The organism is Bifidobacterium sp. M0399 (genome assembly GCF_016100595.1).
In the GTDB taxonomy this organism is placed as follows: Bacteria; Actinomycetota; Actinomycetes; order Actinomycetales; family Bifidobacteriaceae; genus Bombiscardovia; species Bombiscardovia polysaccharolytica.
In genome coordinates, this window is record NZ_JACFSD010000001.1 from 250,307 (window position 1) to 271,895 (window position 21,589).

The 21,589-nt window shown below is 52.5% G+C and carries 12 protein-coding genes; all 12 read left to right on the top strand.

The window, feature by feature from the left end; translation table 11 throughout:
* Window positions 1-325: 325 nt before the first annotated feature.
* The 12 genes from H3V09_RS00845 to H3V09_RS00900 all read left to right on the top strand — a co-directional run bounded on the left by H3V09_RS00845 (window position 326) and on the right by H3V09_RS00900 (window position 21,553).
* Window positions 326-3,214: an alpha-mannosidase gene (locus H3V09_RS00845; protein WP_198190628.1), complete on the top strand. Its 2,889-nt coding sequence runs from the start codon at window positions 326-328 to the stop codon at window positions 3,212-3,214.
* 82 nt (window positions 3,215-3,296) lie between these two features.
* The gene (locus tag H3V09_RS00850; protein ID WP_198191094.1) at window positions 3,297-4,295 is read left to right on the top strand and encodes a carbohydrate ABC transporter permease; all 999 of its coding nucleotides are present in this window, start codon (window positions 3,297-3,299) and stop codon (window positions 4,293-4,295) included.
* Window positions 4,292-5,188: a carbohydrate ABC transporter permease gene (locus H3V09_RS00855; protein WP_198190629.1), complete on the top strand. Its 897-nt coding sequence runs from the start codon at window positions 4,292-4,294 to the stop codon at window positions 5,186-5,188. Before H3V09_RS00850 ends, H3V09_RS00855 begins: the two co-directional genes overlap by 4 nt.
* A gap of 116 nt (window positions 5,189-5,304) precedes the next feature.
* A complete protein-coding gene (locus H3V09_RS00860) occupies window positions 5,305-6,645 on the top strand; it encodes an ABC transporter substrate-binding protein (RefSeq protein ID WP_198190630.1) in 1,341 nt (446 codons plus the stop codon).
* A gap of 398 nt (window positions 6,646-7,043) precedes the next feature.
* Window positions 7,044-10,202, top strand: coding sequence for an alpha-mannosidase (locus tag H3V09_RS00865; RefSeq protein ID WP_198190631.1), 3,159 nt, complete (start codon window positions 7,044-7,046; stop codon window positions 10,200-10,202).
* Window positions 10,203-10,232: 30 nt separating this feature from the next.
* Window positions 10,233-13,379 (top strand): alpha-mannosidase, encoded by a 3,147-nt coding sequence (locus tag H3V09_RS00870; protein WP_198190632.1) that lies wholly within the window; start codon window positions 10,233-10,235, stop codon window positions 13,377-13,379.
* 21 nt (window positions 13,380-13,400) lie between these two features.
* Window positions 13,401-14,675, top strand: coding sequence for an ABC transporter substrate-binding protein (locus tag H3V09_RS00875; protein ID WP_198190633.1), 1,275 nt, complete (start codon window positions 13,401-13,403; stop codon window positions 14,673-14,675).
* Window positions 14,675-15,649: a carbohydrate ABC transporter permease gene (locus H3V09_RS00880; RefSeq protein WP_198190634.1), complete on the top strand. Its 975-nt coding sequence runs from the start codon at window positions 14,675-14,677 to the stop codon at window positions 15,647-15,649. The genes H3V09_RS00875 and H3V09_RS00880 overlap by 1 nt, the downstream gene beginning before the upstream one ends.
* Window positions 15,639-16,472 (top strand): carbohydrate ABC transporter permease, encoded by an 834-nt coding sequence (locus H3V09_RS00885; protein WP_110425066.1) that lies wholly within the window; start codon window positions 15,639-15,641, stop codon window positions 16,470-16,472. The genes H3V09_RS00880 and H3V09_RS00885 overlap by 11 nt, the downstream gene beginning before the upstream one ends.
* A 16-nt stretch (window positions 16,473-16,488) precedes the next feature.
* Window positions 16,489-17,757, top strand: a complete 1,269-nt coding sequence (locus tag H3V09_RS00890) for a glycoside hydrolase 5 family protein (RefSeq protein ID WP_198190635.1) — start codon at window positions 16,489-16,491, stop codon at window positions 17,755-17,757.
* Between the two features lie 87 nt (window positions 17,758-17,844).
* Window positions 17,845-20,400 (top strand): glycoside hydrolase family 31 protein, encoded by a 2,556-nt coding sequence (locus H3V09_RS00895; RefSeq protein ID WP_198190636.1) that lies wholly within the window; start codon window positions 17,845-17,847, stop codon window positions 20,398-20,400.
* 58 nt (window positions 20,401-20,458) lie between these two features.
* Window positions 20,459-21,553, top strand: a complete 1,095-nt coding sequence (locus tag H3V09_RS00900; protein ID WP_442859365.1) for a LacI family DNA-binding transcriptional regulator — start codon at window positions 20,459-20,461, stop codon at window positions 21,551-21,553.
* The last annotated feature ends 36 nt before the right edge of the window (window positions 21,554-21,589 follow it).

Sequence of the window (21,589 nt, forward strand, 5' to 3'; positions counted from 1 at the left end):
ATATCGCAAGAGTTCACAGTGCCAGGTAAAGCAATCAAAGCGGATTGTAATGTAATGGAAAGGTGCTCGGTTTATGCAAATCAAGGTTGATCGAGAGCTGAACAAGTGTAGGCGCTTCCTCAGAGATCGCATACGTCCTTTTATCGAAGAGGAACTTTCATCATGCACTGTCGCCGCTTATGTCAACTCAGGGGAACCTGAACCTCCCAAGGACTTTATTGCGCGTGCCGAGGCCGGTTTGATTCGATTCCACCCTGTTGATCGTGGAGATGCGTGGGGGACGAACTGGGGCACGACCTGGTTTCGCGTTGATGGCAGGCTGCCTATGTCGGAGTCCGGTCACGGGACGGAGATTGATCTGATTGTTGACCTGGGCTGGAATTCCAGCGTTTCCGGGGGGCAGTGCGAGGGATTGGTCTTCGCCAAGGATGGAAGAGCGATCAAGGGCGTTCAGCCAATGAATGCTTGGGTCCGCTTGCAAGGCAAGGGTGCTATGGCGGGTCTGTGTGACGACAATGGCGCCTTCCGCCTGTATGTTGAGGCCGGGTGCAATCCCATGCTGTTGAATATTCCACAGCGTTCCACGGATTTGGGCGAAGAGGCCGATGGGCGTGTGTGTGCAAAGTATGCCTTCCATGGCATCAGTCTGTGCCGGTTTGATCGTGAACTTTGGGAGTATGCCAGGGATCTGGAGGTCGTTACGGGCCTGCTTGATGTCATTGACAAGAACTCGGTGCGATATTGGCAGGTGATGAAGGCCCTGCAGACCTCGCTCAATCATTATGATGATGATCACCGTGCTGAAACACTTGGCCAGGCCCGACATGCATTGGCTGGGGTGCTGAGCAAAACCAACGGCCCGACGATTTTCCATGATTATGCGGTCGGTCACGCACATATAGACACCGCCTATCTGTGGCCGAAGCGCGAGACAAGGCGAAAAATCGGCAGGACTGTTGCCAATGTACTGGCCCTGATGGATCAGGACGACGAATTTGTTTTTGCAATGAGCTCGGCTCAGCAGTTTGCATGGCTGGAGGAGGATTATCCTGATCTCTTCAGACGGGTAAAGGAACGGATAGACCAGGGTCGATTCATTCCTGTGGGCGGAATGTGGGTGGAAGCAGATGCCATGATGCCTTCAGGCGAGTCTCTTGTCAGGCAGATTACCAACGGCCGTCGGTATTTCAAAGACCATCTTGGCATCAGTCCAAAAGGCATCTGGTTGCCCGATAGCTTCGGGTATACAGGTGCTTTCCCGCAGATTGCCAGAAGGGCTGGATACAGCTGGTTCCTCTCACAGAAATTGTCCTGGAATGACACAACCAAGTTTCCCCATCATTCCTTCATCTGGGAGGGAATCGACGGCAGCCCGATACTGACTCATTTTCCGCCTACTGATACTTATGCCGCTGAAATCACTCCCGGTGAATTGCGTTACTCGGAGATGAATGCAGCCGACAAGGAATGGATCGACCAGGGTCTACTGCTTTATGGATACGGTGACGGTGGCGGCGGTCCCACCAGGGAGATGCTGGGCAGGCTCTCCAGGTTGCGCGATCTTGAGGGCGTGCCCACCTGTACTTCCGCGTCGCCTGACGATTTCTTCCAGACGCTGGCTGATCAGATGAATCGTTGTGATGGCTTTGAGAGGCCACGTTGGCACGGTGAGCTATATCTGCAGCTGCATCGAGCCACGCTCACGGCGCAGCAGGACATGAAGGCTGACTGCCGTCGCGAGGAGGGGATGCTCAGAACCATAGAATATCTGGGTTGCCTAGCCAGCTTGTGCCATGCGGAATATCGTTACCCCGGCGATCGGCTTCAATTCATCTGGCACCGTCTTCTGCTCAACCAGTTCCACGACATTCTCCCAGGTTCTTCGATTTCTTGGGTGCACCGTGAAGCTCGTCAGGAGTATGAGCAGGATATTTCCGAGCTGAGCGGGTTGATTCAGTCGGCTGCTGATGCTGTGGCCGAGGCTGATCCCGATCTTCCCGTGCTTCAAAAGGGGTATATTGCGCAAAAGGATTGGCTGGTGCATCCAAGTCTCCCAGACGACTGCACTCTGGATGACGGTTGTCTTTCCTGCAATGATTCCGCTCCTCAGATCCATGCTGAAAAAGATGGATTCGTCATGGAGAATGCTTCGATAAGGGTTGTCATCAACAACGAAGGACTGATCGTATCCTTACGTGACCTCAAGGCTGGACGCGAACTGGTGGCTTCGGATCACGCTCTAGGCTCCTATCGCCTGTTGATCGACAAGCCATGCGAACGTGATGCATGGGAATTGGACCGAGATGCCTTCCTGGGTCCCATCGATGAAGGCAGGGTCGTCAAGGTTGAACCTGTTTGCTCATCCGTTTCGGCCGGCGTGGAGATCACCACGGCCATAGGCGCCGGAACAACTATCAGGACCCAGGTTCTTCTGGATGGTCAAAACAGAAGTCTCAGGTTCCATGCCTACGTTGACTGGCAGGAGCGGGATCGCTTTCTCAAGGTGGATTTCCCTTTGAGTGTCCAGACATCCATGGCTACTTACGAGTGTCAATACGGTACAGTCGATCGTCCAGTCTGTAGGGATGATGCAGACACGGAGGCGGCCTTTGAGTGCTGCACCCATAGATTCGTACACCTTCATGAGGGTGGATATGGAGTTGGGCTGGTCAACGAATCCACATATGGCTCCAGTGTCTTCCCGGTGGAGTCCGACGGGAATAACGGTGGCAGAACAGGGACCCTTTTGGAGTTGTCACTGCTTTCCGCGCCCACATTCCCTGACCCCAATACGGATGTCGGCCGGAGCCACGAATTCACCTGGGAGGTCCTTCCGGGTGCCAATGTGGCGGATACGGTCAAGGAGGCGGGTGTTATCAACGCACCGACAATCGCCCATCTGCCGCAGGTCAGGCCGCTGATTCAATTGCGTCAAGGGAAAGGCACGGTGATTCTGGATTGGGTCAAGCCGGCCGATGATGGATCGAAGGACATCATTGTTCGTTTGTATGAACCTGTCGGGGAATCCGCAACTGCGGACATTCTTGCGGATGATCTGATCGCCGAGGCAACCGTATGCGAAACGGATCTGCTGGAAGTAGCCGGGGCGACCCACGGCATGCCATCCGCCCTGGAAGGCGATTGGATTCCTCTACAAGGTGCGCACCTTAAACTGCGCCCGTACCAATTAGCGACGTTACGGATTCGACCATGATGGGCTCGGCGCCCAGGCCATGGCCAATGAGGACTGCCGGGGCGCTTATGTACACAACAACATCAAAAGAAAGCAGGGCGATATGACTACGATGTCAGAATCTCCCACATCCCTGTCATCACCAAAACCCAGGGGTGTAAATCCATCCAATCGATGGAAAAAAGGGATACGAAGCAAAAGCAGGTGGGCCGGCTTAGGATTTGTCCTGCCGTTCCTGCTGGTCTTTTTTGTAGCTACCATACTACCTATCATTTATGCTCTGTACCTGAGCCTCTTCCGGGATCAGCTCATAGGCGGCAGCCATTTCGTTGGATTGGCCAACTACATATCGCTGCTCAAAAGCGGTACTTTCTGGGACGGGGTATGGCGTGTGATCCGGGTGTTCCTGATCCAGGTGCCGATCATGTTGGGCCTGGCTCTCCTGGCGGCCCTGTGCATCGACTCCGGGCGACTCAGAGGGCACGGGCTCTTCCGAATCATCCTTTTCCTGCCGTATGCAGTTCCAGGCGTTGTCGCAGTGCTGATATGGGAATTCCTGTACGGCGATCAATTCGGGTTGACTGCCAGCATCAACAGCTGGTTCAACATAGCCATGCATCCATTGTCCAAAAACGTCATCCTGTGGTCCATAGGCAACATCATGACCTGGTCGTTCCTGGGATACAACATGCTGATTCTGTACTCCGGGCTGAAAACAATTCCTACCGAGCTGTATGAAGCCGCCCGTTTGGACGGAGCCAGCGAATGGAAAATCGCTCGTTACATCAAGGTGCCGGCAATAAAGGGGCAGTTGCTGATCACATGGATGTTCTCCATTATCGGTACCTTCCAGCTTTTCAGTGAGCCACAGCTGCTGAAGACGCCCGCGCCCAATGCAATATCAAGCAACTACACGCCCAACCTTTGGGCATACAACCTGTCTCTTAACGGAAGCCAGTACAACAATGCAGCTGCTCTGGCAATTCTTATGGGACTGATCACAGGGGTGATCACCTATATCACGCAGGAGAGGGGATCGCGAAGCGGCGATAAGAAGAAGCCCAAGGCATCCCGAGCTATAAAAAGGAGGGCTGATCGATGAGTATCGTCAAACATTTCGGATCAAACAGGTCTACCGGCGCCCACAGTCTGGTCCGGCACTCGCCGGCCATGCTCATCTTTATGCTGCTGCTGGCGTCGTATTCCTTGATTCCATTGTTGTGGCTGCTGATCAATGCCACCAAGACCCAGGCTGACGTTATGTCAACGTTCGGTCTGTGGTTCGGACACGGTTTCAACCTGATAGACAACATCAAGGAGACCTTTTCTTATAAGGATGGGATTTTCGCCAAATGGCTTCTCAATACCTTCTTATACGTGCTGATCGGAGCCGGCGGTGCGACTTTTTTGGCGACCATGGCGGGATATGCACTGGCGATCTTTGACTTTCCGGGCAAGAAAGGCATCCTTGCCACGGTTATCGGAGGCATAGCCATCCCGGGAACAGCGCTGGTCGTTCCTACATTCCTGCTTTTTGCCAAGCTGGGATTGACCAACACACCATGGGCTGTCATTCTTCCTTCGCTGGTGAGTCCCTTCGGCCTTTATCTGGTCATGAGTTATTCGAGGACCGGCCTGCCAGTCAGCGTCATTGAGTCGGCACGCATGGATGGCGCGGGGGAATTCAGAATCTTTGCACAGATTGTGGTGCCTCTTCTGTCGCCCAGCATCATTACGGTGCTTTTGTTCGCTATCGTGCAGACCTGGAATAACTATTTCCTGCCGTTGATCATGCTCAACGATCCGCGGTGGTATCCGCTGACCGTAGGTCTGAATGAATGGAATGACCAAGCTACGGGTTCGTCGACGCCAGACCCCATTTACAACCTGGTGATCACTGGTTCCTTGCTTACGGTCATACCGATTATTGTCATTTTCCTAATGTTGCAACGCTACTGGGAATCCGGCCTGACGGCTGGAAGCGTCAAGCAGTGATCCATCGATGTGACAAGGAGGTCATGGAGAAAGTCCCTCGTCTTGGAGGTTGCAGAAGAGACGGGGATAAGTAGGCATCGTCGATTCGTCGGCATGCAAATCAAAGGAGATTGGTGATGAAACACAGCAGAATGACGAAATTCGCCACTGTCGCCACGGTGGCGGCTTTTGCGACAACTTTGTTGAGCGCTTGCGGAGGTAGCTCTTCAACAACCCAGAGCGGTCATGCAAATGACGTGGAACAGGCGCTTGAGAAAGGAGGCGATCTGGTCTATTGGACCTGGACATCGTCTGCTGATACCCAGGTCAAGGCCTTCGAGAAGCATTACCCCAAGGTTCATGTCAAGGTCGTCAACCCTGGCAGCGGGGCAGCGGCATATACCAAGATGATGAACGCCATAAAGTCGGGGTCCAATGTACCCGACATCATGCAGATCGAGTATCAGGCCCTGTCTCAGTTCTATACTCCGGGTAACCTGTTGGATCTGGCACCTTATGGCTTTGCCTCGCTCAAGAATCAATACGCGGCGTCCGCATGGAGCTCGGTGAGCGTTGGAGGCAAGGTCTACGGACTTCCTCAGGATACCGGTCCGATGGTTCTCTATTACAACAAGAAGGTCTTTGACTCGTTCGGCATCAGTGAGCCGCCAAAAACCTGGGATGAGTTCGTCAAGGACGGCGAGATCATGCAACAGAAGGATCCAAGCGTCCATATCACGAGCGACTCGGGTCAAGGCAATTTGGTGGCCTCTCTGCTTTGGCAGGCCGGCAGCCATGCCTTCAAGGTCTCTGGATCGAATGTAACCATCAATTTGAGTGACCCCGGCGCCCAGCGGTGGGCTGCCGTCTGGAACAAGCTGATTGGAGAGCATCTGATCACCACAGTGGCCAATCAGGGCACGGAATGGTACCAGGCTGCAAACAAGGGGAAGATGGCATCCATCATTTCAGCCTCGTGGCTTCGCAACACCCTGCAGACCTCGGTAAAGGAAAGTGCCGGGGACTGGAGAGTGGCTCCCATGCCTACATATGACGGGAAACCGGCCTCGGCCAATTATGGCGGTTCGTCGCAGGCCGTATATGCCAAGACGAAGAATCCCGCATTGGCTGCTGGTTTCGTCAAGTGGTTGAACAACTCGCGAGAATCCATTGAGCTGGCCAAGGCTTCAGGAGTCTTCCCCAGCACAGTCAAGGATTTGAATGCTCAGGACTTCCTGGAGGAGAAAGCCGACTACTTCGGCGGCCAACAGGTCAACAAGGTCTTTAATCAGAGCTCCAAGGATATTCGGTCTGGCTGGCAGTTCCTGCCCTATCAGGTCTACGCCAATTCAATCGTGAATGATTCGATTGGTAAGGCCTATGAGGGCTCGGTCCGTTTCGAGGATGCGTTGAAAACCTTCCAGAAGGACCTGGTTAAGTATGGCAATGAACAGGGTTACACGGTAAAAGGTCTGTAGATCGATTCATGTGATTGACCCCCCCCCATACCCCCATCTTGAAGACGTCGCGCAATGACAGCGTGGTCGGAGTCAAGATGGGGGTATTTAATTTTAGCGAAGCTGTCATTGGGAAGATGCTTTCCCGATTGTCTGTTTTCTTTTGCATTTGCGGTTCCTTTGCCAATCTGTGTTATCTGATTTTGCGCACGGCCATGGGGCTACGAGAGGCGTATAGCAGCTGATGCCGGATTTTCTGCCAGGTCTGCCGTTTGATGACGACGCGTTTGGGCACACTGACTCATGATGACCAGAACATCTTTACAACTGATGTTGGTCATTGGATAAAAAAGAGATATAATATAACTAAACCGCTTTAGTTTTGAAACGGAATCTGCACAAACAAGGAGGTTTACGGGATGCAGCTGAAGGTGGAGCGTGAACTCGACAGGTGCGATCGAGTCATAAGGCAACGGGTGCTGCCCTATGTCGATAGAACGGTCGGCCATTGTGCAGTCAGGGTCTACCGGATTCCTGGCGAGCCCATTTCCTCCCAGGACTTCTTCCGCCGCCTGAACAATGGGGGCATTCCTTTTGAGCCTTTGAATCTTGGCGAATCCTGGGGGACTACTTGGGGAACAACCTGGATGGAGATCAAGGGAAGCATTGATCAGAGCCATCGAGATGAGGCTCCGCTTGAACTAATCGTGGACCTTGGGTGGCAGCCAGACTCTCCCGGGGGCCATTACGAGGCAGAGGCCTACCGCCCCGACGGCTCCATTATCAAGGCGGTCAACCCGAAGAATCAGTGGATTCCTCTGGATGGCAGAGACTGGAAAGGGTCAGCCATTGATGAAGAACCTTCGCTTATCAGGTCCGATGGCACTTTTACCCTCTATCTGGAGGCAGCCTGTAACCCGCTCATTCTCGGGGTTCCTCCATTCGTTAAGACTCGTTTGGGTGAAGGCACCACGGGCCGAGCCGACGAGCCTAACGCTCTGAATCAGCTGGATGTCTGTCATTTCGATTATGAGATGTGGAACTATGCCATGGATCTGGAAGCGGTCAGCCAGATCATCCGGGAGTGCGACCCCAAGCAGCCACGCTATTGGAGGCTGGGTAAGGCCCTGCAGACTTCCTTGAACAGCTATCGGGAGGGTGATGCAGCTAGTCTGCAGCAGGCCCGTACGGCCCTGGCCGAAGAACTCAGCCTGCCGGCTGTGTCAAGCAGTTTGGATCATGCAGTAGTAGGTCATTCACACATTGATTCGGCCTGGCTTTGGCCCAAGCGTGAAACTCGCCGAAAGGTAGCCCGTACAGTCTCTAATATGCTGGCGCTGATGGAGCGAGATCCCGATTTTATCTATGTAATGAGTTCCCCACAACAGTATGCCTGGCTTGAGGCTGATCATCCGGATCTGTTTGCTCGCCTTTTGCGTCGCGTCAAAGAGGGACGCTTCATTCCTGTGGGCGGAATGTGGGTGGAATCTGATGGGATGTTGCCAGCGGGCGAATCATTGACACGCCAGTTCAGCTATGGAAAACGCTACTATCGTGAGCATCTAGGCGTAGATACCGATGTAGTCTGGGAGCCTGACAGTTTCGGCTATACAGGTCAGTTCCCTCAAATTGCCCGGCGTGCTGGCATGCGTTACTTCCTTTCGCAAAAGATCTCATGGAACGACACTACAAAGTTTCCTCATCATACTTTTGACTGGCAGGGCATCGATGGCACGCCTATATTCACTCACTTTCCACCGATGGATACCTACGCCTCAAGCATGACTGCCCGGGAGCTCAACCATTCTGAAGAAAACTACCAGGACAAAGACTTCTCCGATAGAGCCATAGTCCTGTGCGGCTATGGTGATGGAGGTGGCGGCACTACACGCGAAATGCTGGGTCGGTTTGACCGTCTGCGTGATGTGGAAGGTGTTGCAAAGGCACGTTATGAGACTCCGGATGATTTCTTCCGTGAGTCCTGTAAACAGATTCACCAACGCGCTGGTCGAGAGATGCCGGTCTGGAAAGGCGAACTCTACCTGGAGCTCCATCGTAAGACACTGACTTCCCAGCAGGATATGAAGCGTGGCTGCCGGCAGGAAGAAGCCATGTTGCGTACTGTGGAGTACTTGTGCGCTTATGCTTCCCTGGCTGATGCAAATTATAACTATCCTCACGCTGAGCTGGATCAAATCTGGCGAACTTTGCTGCTGAATCAATTCCACGACATCCTGCCCGGTTCAGCCATCTCTTGGGTTCATCGACTCGCTCGCGAGGATTATCAGCGTGACATTGGTCGCCTGCGAGAAATCGGTCAGGAGGCCGCCGGTGTCATTGCCAGAGTGCAGAAGGGGATTGAACGTGTGCCTTCTGCTCTGATTAACCCCATGGATGTTGATGGGGACAACGCCTGGCGGGCTGTACCGTCAGTGCCCAAGGCAGGCGGTCCAACGGCTAAGGTCCAAGTTTCTGCCAACGACCAGGGATATATTTTGGACAATGGCCTTATCAAGGCAGTTGTGGGGACTGATGGCACAGTCCACTCCTTGCTGGATGTCGTTTCCGGACGGGAGCTGATTCCCAGGGGTTCAACAATGGGTGGCTACGAACTGCTCAAGGATGAGCCCACTATGTGGGATGCGTGGGATTTGGAACGTGACGCCCTTCTTACCGCCATGCCGGTGGATGACCCTGTTCAGATCACTGCAAAGAAGTCCGGGGTGGACGTGGTTCGAAACCACGGTGACACGCGGATCACTACTGGCATCAGCCTGTCGCCTGGGGCCAGGAGGCTGGACTTCACCGCTTCCGTGGACTGGCATCAGGATGAGCAGTTGCTGAAAGTGGATCTTCCCTTGGCTATCCAAGCACGTTATGCCCAGTTTGAATGTCAATACGGATTCATTGACCGGCCTATACAGAAGAACAATGCGGCCGAAGAGGCGCAATTCGAAAGTTGCACCCACCGGTTTGTGCGGGTTAGGGATGACGATCTAGCCGTGGGTGTGGTAAATGCCTCTACCTATGGCGGCGATACCACACCTATTCCAGCTGATCCGGCCCATGGTAAGGAGGCAGGAACTTTAGTTCGCCTGACACTGCTTTCTGCACCTGTTTTCCCCGATCCGGATACTGACCGAGGTCATCATGAGTTTGCCTGGTCCGTGGTTCCTAACGAAGACCAAAACGCTGTTCTAGCCCAAGCTTATCGGCTTAATGCTCCTGTCTTCCTAGACGGTCTGCCTGACGCAGAGCCTCTGGTGAGTTTGGACACCACCTCTGGAAGGCTAGTCATTGACTGGATGAAGATGGCTGACGATGGCAGCGGTGATCTGGTGATTCGTGTGTATGACCCTGATTCCTCTCCTGCCCATGGTCGTCTGAGGCTAGGGCCGTTGCTGAAGGGAGCTACGGTACGAGAGACCGATTCCTTGGAGGAGTCGCCCTTGCCTGACGATTTGCGTCATGGATTGGTAGATAAAGGTGAGGTGAATGCTGAAGGTGCCTCTCTGGAGTTTATGCCCTTCCAATTCACCACCCTCAGACTGCACCAACCACAAATTACCGGCAAATAAGATCGAAAGAACAATGAAGGGTCATTGATTATGTTGCTTAAAGTACAGCGTGAGGTTGATCGCTGCAAGCGGGTCATGAATGAGCGGGTACGCCCTCATGTCCACCATGTGCTCGCCCAGTGCGATGTACAGGCTGTTCGTTATACGGGGGAACCGGTGAATCCGTCAACGTTCCTTGATGAAGCACGGCATGGCGGTGTGGCATTCACCCCTCTTGCCGTCGGTGAGCCATGGGGCACCACATGGGGGACGACGTGGATGAAAGTGACTGGCCAATTGCCTCGGAGCTCGGGCAATGGACACCCGATCGAACTGCTTTTTAACCTGGGTTGGCTGGATTGGCCAGTTGGCGGACACGTCGAAGGAATGGTGTATCGGCCTGATGGCTCGGTGATCAAGGCCATCCATCCACGTAACTACTGGATTCCATTAGTTGATGATCAAGGCAAGGCGGACCAAGTCGTTGATCATGACGGAGCCTTCACTGTCTACGTTGAAGCGGCATACAATCCTAACGTCCCGTCTTTCACGGTTACGAGTCTTGGCGATGCCCCCACGGGCAAGGCGGATGAGCGTTACGTCTTTGAATCGGTGCAAATCGCCGAATATGATCACGAAGTCCATGAATACTGGATAGACCTCGACATCGTCAGCGGCGCTGTAGAACAGTTGGATGCCGGTTCGCCACGGTATTGGAAGCTGGCCAAGGCGCTACAGCGTTCCATGAACATCTTTGATGGAGCTGATGAAGAGACTGTGAGAGCCACCCTGCCTGCTGCGCGTGAAACGCTGGAAGCGGTGATGAATAAACCCTCCGCACCTTCTGCTTTGCAGCTATCCGCCATGGGGCATGCTCACATCGATTCAGCTTGGCTTTGGCCTGTGCGTGAGACCAAACGCAAGGTAGGACGGACAATCGCCAATGTGCTGACCCTCCTGGATAACGATCCAAAGTTCTGCTACGTCATGAGTTCTGCCCAGCAGTATGCCTGGCTCGAGGAACGGCACCCGGATTTGTTCAAACGTGTGCAGCGCTACGTACAGGAAGGAAGGTTTATACCTGTAGGAGGCATGTGGGTCGAGTCGGATGGAATGGTTCCCTCAGGCGAGTCGCTGATTCGTCAGCTTTCTTATGGGCAACGGTATTTTAAGCAAAAGTTTGGTGTTGAAACCCATGGGGTTTGGCTGCCGGACAGTTTTGGATACTCAGGTTCATGGCCCCAAATTGCTCGCCGGTCGGGAGCACGTTGGTTCCTGACGCAAAAACTCTGTTGGAACGATACGACCCGATTGCCGCATCATTCGTTTATGTGGGAAGGGATTGACGGTTCCAGGATCTTCACCCATTTCCCTCCGGCAGATAAGTACGATTCCGACATGTCCCCCAAGGACCTGCACTATGCGGAACAGAATTTTAAGGATAAGGATCTGTCGGATCACGGGATTCTGCTGTTCGGCTATGGAGACGGCGGTGGTGGACCAACGAGAGAGATGACCATGAGGGCTGAGCGTCTTCGTAGCTTCGAAGGTCTTCCTCGAGTGGAATATGACAATCCAGATCATTTCTTTGACGTGGCTTATCACGATATGGCTGACCAGGCTGGCAGTGAGATGCCCACTTGGAAAGGCGAATTGTATCTCGAGCTCCATCGCAAGACGTTGACCTCCCAGCAGGACATGAAACGTGGTTGTCGCAAAGAGGAATCATGGCTGCGCATGGCGGAATATTGTTGTGCCTATGCCGAATTGGTCAATGAGGAATATGTTTATCCGCGAGAAGAGCTTGACAGAATTTGGAAGACCTTGCTGCTCAATCAGTTCCATGACATTTTGCCTGGATCCGGTATCGCATGGATATACCGCGTGGCTCGCAAGGAGTATGCAGAAGATATAGCCCGGCTGCGGGAGTTGACCGCCGAAGCTTTGCGTGCGGTCGAAACATCTACTAAGACCAGAATTTGGCCTGAGGCGCGAATCATGCAGGTCGGACGAGCTGAATCGGGACAGGCATCTTGGAGTCCGGTTAATGCAAAGGGAATAGTCAGGAATGCTTCAGCCGTCGCTGTATCTCATAATGCAAACAGCGAGTTGATTCTGGACAACAGCCTTTTGCGCGTTGTCATTGCTCAATCTGGAGCAGTGACATCCATATGCGATCTGGCAACCGGCAGAGAAATAGTGGCACCTGGCCAATCCTGTGGGCTTTATCAGGTACTCAAAGATGAGCCTGGCGTCTTTGATGCTTGGGATGTAGAGCGCGATGCATTCTTGGCTGTTTCTGATTTGGATCAAGGCCAAATCGAAGATGTGAAGACTGACGAGGACGGTACTGTTCACGTCCGTGTGATCAACAAATACCGCGCCAGCACTATTCGAACCAGCATCAGTTTACGTCCAGGTTTGAGACAGCTTGATTTTCATGCTGACGTTGATTGGCTCGTTCCGGAAAAGCTGCTCAAGGTTGCTCTTCCGCTTGCTGTCAGAGCAGACCGTGCCCAGTATGAAACACAATTCGGCCTTATCGAACGTCCTATCGTGAAGAATACCGAGGGTGATGAGGCACGTTTCGAGAGTTGCACGCATCGTTTCGTCCGCATAGCTAATGAAGAATTTGGCGTTGGCATCGTCAATGGGTCGACTTATGGATCCGATGTGTCCGCCATATATGGACCAGAGAATGGTCCGGAAGTCGGCACTCAGGTACGCCTGACCTTGGTAGGTGCTCCTAAAGCACCAGACCCGCATGCAGATCTGGGCCACCATGAGTTTGATTGGGCTCTGGTGCCTGGTCCTGATCTGGATTCGACCTTGGCTGCAGCTGCGGAAATCAATGCACCAGTGTTGAAGGATGTGCCTGATATGGAGCCCTTGATTGGTCTGCAAAATGTGCAGGGCTTGCCTGTCGTCGATTGGATCAAGATGGCTGACGATGGCTCAGGTGATTTGATAGTGCGTATCTACGAGGCCAACGGCCAACCGGCATCTGCATCGCTTGCAGTGAATGGGCCCATGGTGGGGGCACAGGTCTATGAGACCGACTTGCTGGAGCGGGACCGCCACTATCAAGGTGAGCCTGATGCCCTCAAACAGCCGGGGGCTGCTGAGGGGGCTCGACTTGATCTGGGACCTTTCCAGATTGCTACTCTTCGGCTTTCTAAAGCCGGAATTCAAGGATGAATTAGTAAAGGAGAAATCACAATGAACAAAACCATAAAAACGGCGCTGTCGTTGCTGTGCTCAGCAGCGGCAGTCGTGAGCTTCGGAGGATGCGGGGGAAGCGCATCCTCCGGGTCTGGTACTACCGAACTGAAGTTCCAGACATGGAACCTCAAAAACGACAAGTTCACAGGATACTTCCAGGATCTGATCAAGCAGTTTGAAAAGGAGAACAAAGGCGTCCATATTAAGTGGGTTGATCAGCCGGCTGACAACTATGAGGACAAGCTCTCAACCGACGCCGCTGCAAATTCCCTGCCCGATGTAATTGATATGGGGCCTGAGGCTGCGTATACCTTGGCTGGTGCTGGAGCGTTGCTCAACATTGCCAAGGAGGAGCCGAAAGCCAAGGATCAATATCTCGATGCTGCATGGCAATCAGCCACTTTCAAAGGCCCCCATCTGGAGGAGGGCACCTATGGGTTGCCTTGGTACCTGAACACAGGCCCTACCCTCTATAACAAGGCCTTGCTCGATGAGTGCGGGCTTGACTCAAGCAAAGTGCCGAAGACTCAGGATGAGATGTTTGCCAATGCTGAAATCTTCGGGCCGAAGTGTGGTGGCAAGTATGCTATGACCACTGGCCTTCCCAGCATCCAGGATTTCGGTATGTACGGCGTCCCACTGATGAACAAGGATCACACCAAGTTCACCTTTAATGACCCTAAGGGAGTGGCCTTTGTCCAGCACTATGTGGACATGTATAAGGCCAAGGCCTTTACTGACGAGATGCTGAACACCTCCAATAGCGGCGAGTCAAAGAGCTTCAACTCAGGCTCACAGGTTTTCCTCAATGGCAGCCTGTACAGCATTGACGATATGAAAAAGAATGCCCCCAAGGTTTATGAGCATATGGGCATTACCAGCATGGTCGCCAATACCCATCCGAACATGATGATGGAAATGATGACTGTCAATGCCAATTCCAAGCACAAGGATATGGCGCTGAAGCTGGCCAAATTCGTGACCAACTCCAAGAACCAGCTGGCCTTCGATAAGAAAGCCAATGTCTTCCCATCCTCTAAGGGCACCATTGATGATCCATTCTTCAACCCATCTGGTGACGATATGAATGCTGTAGGCATGAGAATGGTCGCCAAGCAGGTGCGTGAAGGACGTATATGGGGTCCTCCGCAGTTTACTGCAGTAGACGGCACCAGACTTCAAGAACAAATCGCCCAGGCCCTGCAGGGCAAGGTGACTCCTAAGCAGGCATTGGACAATGTTGTTGAATACGCCAACGGCAGGTTGAAGTAATGGTCCAGTCGTCTCATAGACAGCATAAGGGCGCCGGTTCCGCCGGCGCCCGGCGCCTTAACCCTGACGGCACATATGTGCATCCTTTGGGGGCCAACAGGAGCGGTCGTGTCGCTCCATGGCTCTTCGTGACTATCCCGATTTTGTGGATTTTGGTCTTTTCCTTGTTGCCGTTCCTGAACACAATCCGCTTGTCCTTCACGGATTCGACCTTGTTGCGTCCTGGAAAATTCATCGGATTCCAGAATTTCATCGATATGTTCCATGATCCGCATTTCAGAACGGCAATGACAAACTCATCGCTGTATGTCGTCTGCGTTGTGCCTTTCATGATTATCCTGCCGTTGATTCTTGCGGCGTTGGTGGCCGAAAAAACCAGAATAATGGGATTCTTTAGAACATCGTTCTATGTCCCGGTAATCATGTCCAGTGTGGTGGTCGGATTGATTTGGACCAACCTGCTGGATTCCAAGGGTCTGGTCAACGGTCTGTTCCGTGCCTTGCACTGGATAAGCAAGCCCATTCCATTTCTCACTGATCGCTGGTTGCTTTTGTTCAGCGCCATGACTATTACCATTTGGACCGGCCTGGGCTACTACATGATTATCTATTTGACGACTATCGCCAATATTGATCCGGTCTTGTATGAGGCTGCACAAATTGACGGAGCAGGCGCAGTTCGTCAATTCATCCATGTAACCCTACCTGGATGCACCTGGACTATGATTCTGATTTCCCTGCTGTCTTCTATGTCAGCTTTCAGAGTCTTTGGTGAAATTTACATGTTGACTAATGGCAGCGGTGGAGTCGGCGGGGCCGACATAACGATGACAATGCTAATCAAGAACGAAGGCACTGGCATCAATGCCCGAACCGGATATGCCGGGGCATTGGGTCTGGTTATGTTCTTTGTGCTCGGTGCTCTGATTCTCTTCGAATGGTTCCTGGAATCGAGGTCCTCTGATGACGAGTAAGCATATAACAGTGGGCAAAGTTGTGAAGTATGCCGTCTTGGTCCTGCTCTTCCTTTTCCTTGCCTGCCCGCTGCTATGGCAGATATCCTTGGCTTTCAAGGGGCCTAAGGATGATATGTATGCCGTTCCGCCATACTTCTGGCCTCGTGACCCTACGGTCAGTAACTTCAGCGGAGTCTTCAAGCGTCTGCCTATAGTTGGCTATGCCTTAAACACACTGGTCGTGGCTGCTATCAATATTGTCGGCAATGTCATCAGCGGTACTATGGCCGGCTATGCCATTGCTTTGCTCAAGTTCAAAGGCAAGCGGATCGTAGTAGGAATTCTGTTCCTCTCCATGCTGATTCCTGGAGAAACAGTTATGATTACGCAGTTCCTGATCATCCGTTCTTTGAACTTACAGAACAACTTGATAGGTGTCGCCTTGCCCGGCATTGTAAGCGCGATGAACATCCTGCTGTTCGTTAATGCATTTCGTGCGATACCTCGAGATTTGATTGAGGCCGCGGAAATGGATGGCGCTAGCGTTTGGCAAAGATTCACCATGATTTGTGCGCCGCAGGTCAAGGGGACCATGGCTCTAGTGGCTATCTTCTCATTCATGGGTTCGTGGAATGACTTCCTCTGGCCTCTGATTGTTCTGACAGACGACAGTCACTACACTTTGACACTGGGGATGTCTCGTTTGCAGGGAACATTTGTCTCGGATCCCAGATTGGTAGCCGCAGGGACTGTCATTGCCTTGGTGCCTATTCTCATCTTCTTCTTCGTCTTCCAGCGCTATATTTTCCACGGACTGGAAGTCGGCGGAGTTAAGGAATAACGGAATACAGATACTCATGAAATACGGCGTTAATTACACACCATCCGCCGGTTGGTTCTATACATGGCTTCATCCTGATTGGGGACGTATCAGAGAAGATCTGGAACAGATAGCCTCGATTAGGGTGGACCATGTAAGGATCTTCCCTCTATGGCCTATCCTGCAACCGAACAGAAACTATATCAATCCTCAAGCGCTGGATGACTTACGGCATATGGGGGAACTGGCAGCGGAAGCAGGTTTGGACTGTTATGTAGATGTGCTTCAGGGGCACTTGTCCAGTTTTGATTTTCTTCCATCGTGGCTGCGCTCTTGGCATTCTCGCAATATGTTTGTCGATGCTGAAGCTGTACGGGCTCAGAGCCAGCTGGTTATGGCCATCTATGACGCTATGGCTGATGTTCAAGGCTTTGCCGGATTGACTCTAGGCAATGAATGCAACCAGTTCGCGAGTATGACGCATCCTTCGCCAATGCCACTGACAAAGGCGCAGGCCGATGCCTGGCTTCGCGCCTTGCTGCTGCCCTTGCAGGAACGTGCCCACCACGATGGGAGAGTGCTTCTGCACAGTGAAAATGATGAGGTCTGGTATGCCGACGGTCATCCATTTACTCCCGGCCAGGCAGCGAATCTGGGAGATGTGACAGCTATCCATTCGTGGGTCTTCAACGGAACTGCCCAGCATTACGGTGCTCTGAGCGTCGAAAGTGTTGGTCATGCTGAATACCTTGTCGAATTGTCCAAAGCATTCGCACGTCATGATCATCGGCCGGTATGGGTCCAAGAGATTGGGGCTCCGAATAATGTCATAACCAGTAGTGAATCTGGGGTTTTCTGCAGTCGCTCAATCCAGAGGATGTTGCGTTGCAGCGATCTCTACGGTATTACCTGGTGGTGTTCCCACGATGTCGATGGGCGTTTTGTTGACTTCCCGGAATTGGAGCATCACCTGGGTCTGTTTGATCTAAATGGGAATCTAACGGAGGTCGGCAAAGCCTTTTCTCAGATAGTGGCTGAGCCCTTGCCCATGGTTGTCGATAGACAGGTCGCTGTAATAGTCGATGTGGACGAGCAGGGATTGCCGCTGTCGCGGGGCTCCTTGGCTCCTGGAGGCTCTGTGTTCGAAGCTTGGATGCAGTTGTCGCGCTCAGGAGAGCATCCTGCAGTGGTCACATCTGCCTGTGTGCATGACGAGCAGAGCCTGAATGCAAGGGGCATACGTGAATGCCTGCCAGTTGAGCTTCGTACAGGGAATGTGTACAGCAATGTAGCCCGATCGGATTGAATCTAACTCGGAGCGCGACAGTGGGGATCCTTCGAGAACGAACGAAGGATCCCCACTTGAAGCAAGTAAACAAAGGGAGATACACGGATGGTTGATTCTCGCTTGTTCTCGTTGGAGAGCATGGGGGCGCATCCACGGATGTGCGAAGGTTCGGTTGTGCAGGGCGACCGATGGAGAATAGGCATTCTTACGGATGCGCTCATACGTTTCGAGTGGTCAGATACTGGGGTGTTTGTCGACGATGCCACGACTATGGCCATTAATCGGCGATTCGAGCCAGTTTCGGACTACACAGTCACGCACAATGACGATGGTTCGTTGGAAATTGAAACTTCAGAGTTAAGAATATTCTACGACGGGCAGCCCTTCAGTCCTGAGGGACTATACATCTATATGAAGCATTCAGGCGCTCAAGAGAGTACCTGGCATTATGGAGATGAGCAGAAAGGCAATCTGGGAGGAACCACTAGAACTCTCGATCAAATCGAAGGCTCCACTGCATTGGATCCAGGCCTGATATCCAAATATGGCTGGGCAGTGATTGATGATAGTCGAACAAGCCTGATACGCAAGGCGGATAAGGTAGGCGGGAAGCCCAATCCTTTCGGTACCTGGGTATTTCCCAAGGAAGGGCCGAGCCAGGATTGGTATTTCTTTGGCTACAATCAGAAGATAACCGAGGCTGTAAAAGATTTTTACCATTTGAGCGGGCACACTCCGCTCTTGCCTAGATACGTCCTGGGTAACTGGTGGAGCCGATACCATCGGTACTCGCAGGATGAGTATGAACAGCTTATGGAACGGTTCAACCATGAAGGCATTCCATTCACCGTAGCCGTCATCGATATGGACTGGCATCTTGTCGACATTGATCCCAACTTAGGCTCAGGTTGGACGGGCTATACCTGGAACAAGGAGCTATTCCCCAATCCAAAAGACTTTCTGCATTGGTTGCACGATCATGGCATGCGAACCACGCTCAGCCTACATCCGCGTGATGGGGTTAGGTCGTTTGAAGAACCATATGAGCGTGTAGCCAGAGCCGCCGGAATCGATCCTGCATCGAAGAAAACAGTCGAATTTGATGTGACTTCGCCCGTAAGTATGAACGCTTATTTTGATGCCCTTTTGCACCCGATGGAAGAACAGGGTGTTGATTTTTGGTGGATTGATTGGCAACAGGGATCAGTTGCCAAGCAGAAGGATTTGGATCCGTTGTGGCTGCTGAATCATCTGCATTATTTGGATTCGGCTCATATGCCGGGGCGTAGACCACTGACTTTCTCCAGATATGCCGGTCCCGGCTCGCACCGTTATCCGGTAGGATTCTCTGGCGATACTGTTGTTAGTTGGAAATCACTCAGATTCCAGCCATACTTCACTGCCATGGCCAGCAATATCGGTTATGGGTGGTGGAGTCATGACATTGGCGGTCATATGTTTGGTTACCGTGATGAAGAGTTGGAGGCTCGGTGGTATCAGTTGGGGACCTTCAGCCCCATCAACCGATTGCACTCGAGTTCGTCGCCTTTCAATGGCAAGGAACCTTGGAACTTCCGCGTGGATGTTGCTCAGAGTATGGTCGGGGCCCTCAGACTGCGGCATGCGTTGATCCCATATTTGTATTCCATGAATAGACGTGCGGCATATGAGGATCTGCCATTGGTGGAACCGATGTACTGGCATTATTCCGGCGGCAATGTGCCCACTCAGTTCATGTTCGGCACCGAGTTAATTGTCTCTCCCATCCTGGAACCGGCTGATCGTGCCTTGCAGAAAGCCAAAGCACAAGTTTGGTTCCCACATGGTCTTTGGTTCGACTGGTTTGATGGCCGCCATTATGACGCAGAACAGAAGAATGGGCGCAACATGGAAGTCTGGCGTGGGCTGGACCGGATGCCGGTTTTTGCCAAGGCAGGAGGTATTGTTCCGCTTCAGAGTCACAATGGCCACAAGGGACAAAATGATAACGATTACGATTATTCGTTGAACACTGTAGAAAACCCACAAGGTCTGGACTTGCGTATTTTCCCTGGTGATGACGGGCATTTCACCCTTTGGGAGGATGACGGTGCACCCCAAGGCAGGATTACATGGGTGCGGACTGATCTGGACTTGAACTGGAAAGAGGGAAAGTTCACTATCAGTCCGGCTCAAGTATGTCCGGAAGAGGGGGCAGCGGGGGTGTCAAATGACCCGGGGCTCGTAGTGCCAAAGCGCAGGGATTGGACACTGACTTTCCGTGGCCTAGCCCCAGTGGACGCATCGAGGATCACTGTACTGTCAGACGGTCAGGCGGTTCCTTTTTCCTGCACCTACGATGAGGAACGACTCAGCTTGATTGTATCCTTACGTAGTCTGTCGTGTACTTCGCAAATTGATCTGGTCTTCAATGATCGACCACAAGTTGCGCACAACCCTATGAATCATGATGCTCTGCAATTGTTGCAAGGTGCACAAATGTTCTACTTCACTAAGGAGCAGGCCTGGGATCAAGTCAGGAATCTTGGCGTCAAAGCAGTGTCAGCCCTTCATACTCTCGAAATGCCTCCTGGAGATTATGGTGAACCTTCCTGGTTCCAATCTCACATGCCGCAGGAGGTAATACGAGGTCTGGAGGAAATTTTCCTTAGGGATCAGTAAGTTATCTGAACGTTCAGGGTAAGGTGACGGTCAGTTGGCGATGGAGCGGGGGAAGGGTATGAGTCGAGTCCGAACAGATATGGAGCGACAGGATTCGTCTTCGGAGCCGCAGCGTGTCAGTCTGAAGGATATCGCTAAAGAGCTTGGCATATCACAGACGGCTGTTTCGTTTGCAATCAATGACAAGCCTGGCGTATCCAGGCGCACCAAGCAACGGGTCAAGGACGCGGCGGCCAGGCTTGGTTGGAGTCCTGTGTATGCGGCCCAGGCCCTGGGCTCCTCTCGTACCATGACCATTGGGTTTGCTCCAGCGCGATCGATAGATGCTTTCCAGACAGAAACTTTCATGTTGCATTTCATGGCTGGAATTCATGCATCCCTCAGCGATCACGGGTATGGCCTTTTGTTTCGGCCCTGTCGTTCCTTGGAGGAGGAATTAACAACATACGAGGATTGGGCTCGACGCAAAAGAGTTGACGGGGTCATCCTCGTGGATTCGTTGATTGACGATCCGAGACCGGGCAGGCTCAAGGCTCTGGGAATGCCGGCCGTCTTGGCGGGTGGTCCCGATACCCATCATGAACTGCCTTCACTCTCGATTGATGATTCCAAAACCATGACCACTATTCTCAAACATCTGAGATCTCAAGGCCATAGGCGTATTGCTTACCTTTCCGGAGATCCAAAATTGGATTACAGCAGGGCTAGGGCCTCAGCATTCCATCATTTTGCGCAAGGTAATGGCCTGGATTCAGCTATAGTCAAATTCACGGATTTCGATCCGGATGAAGCCGTGAACCAGACCTTATCGTTGTTTTCGGGCGAACACCCTTATACAGCGTTTATCTATGAGAATGAAATTCTGGCGGCTGCAAGCCTGCGATCCCTAAATATGCGTCGTTCGGATGACGCTGTCGTGGATCTTCCAGCTAGGACTGATGCGCTTCCGGGTATCGTCAGTTTCGAGGACAGCTTCATCTGTCAGTCCACCAGTCCATCGATAACCGCAGTACATCGTGATGCAGGGCTTTACGGTACAAAGGTCGCCAATCTGCTGCTAAAGGTCTTCGACGGCGGTGCAGTTAGTAGCAACCGCCGAATTCTGACCCCCAAGCTGGTCATCCGTGAGAGCACGGCACGTCCAGTGCGATGAAATCCGTGACAACCGCCGGTAAGTCTGTGCTATGGC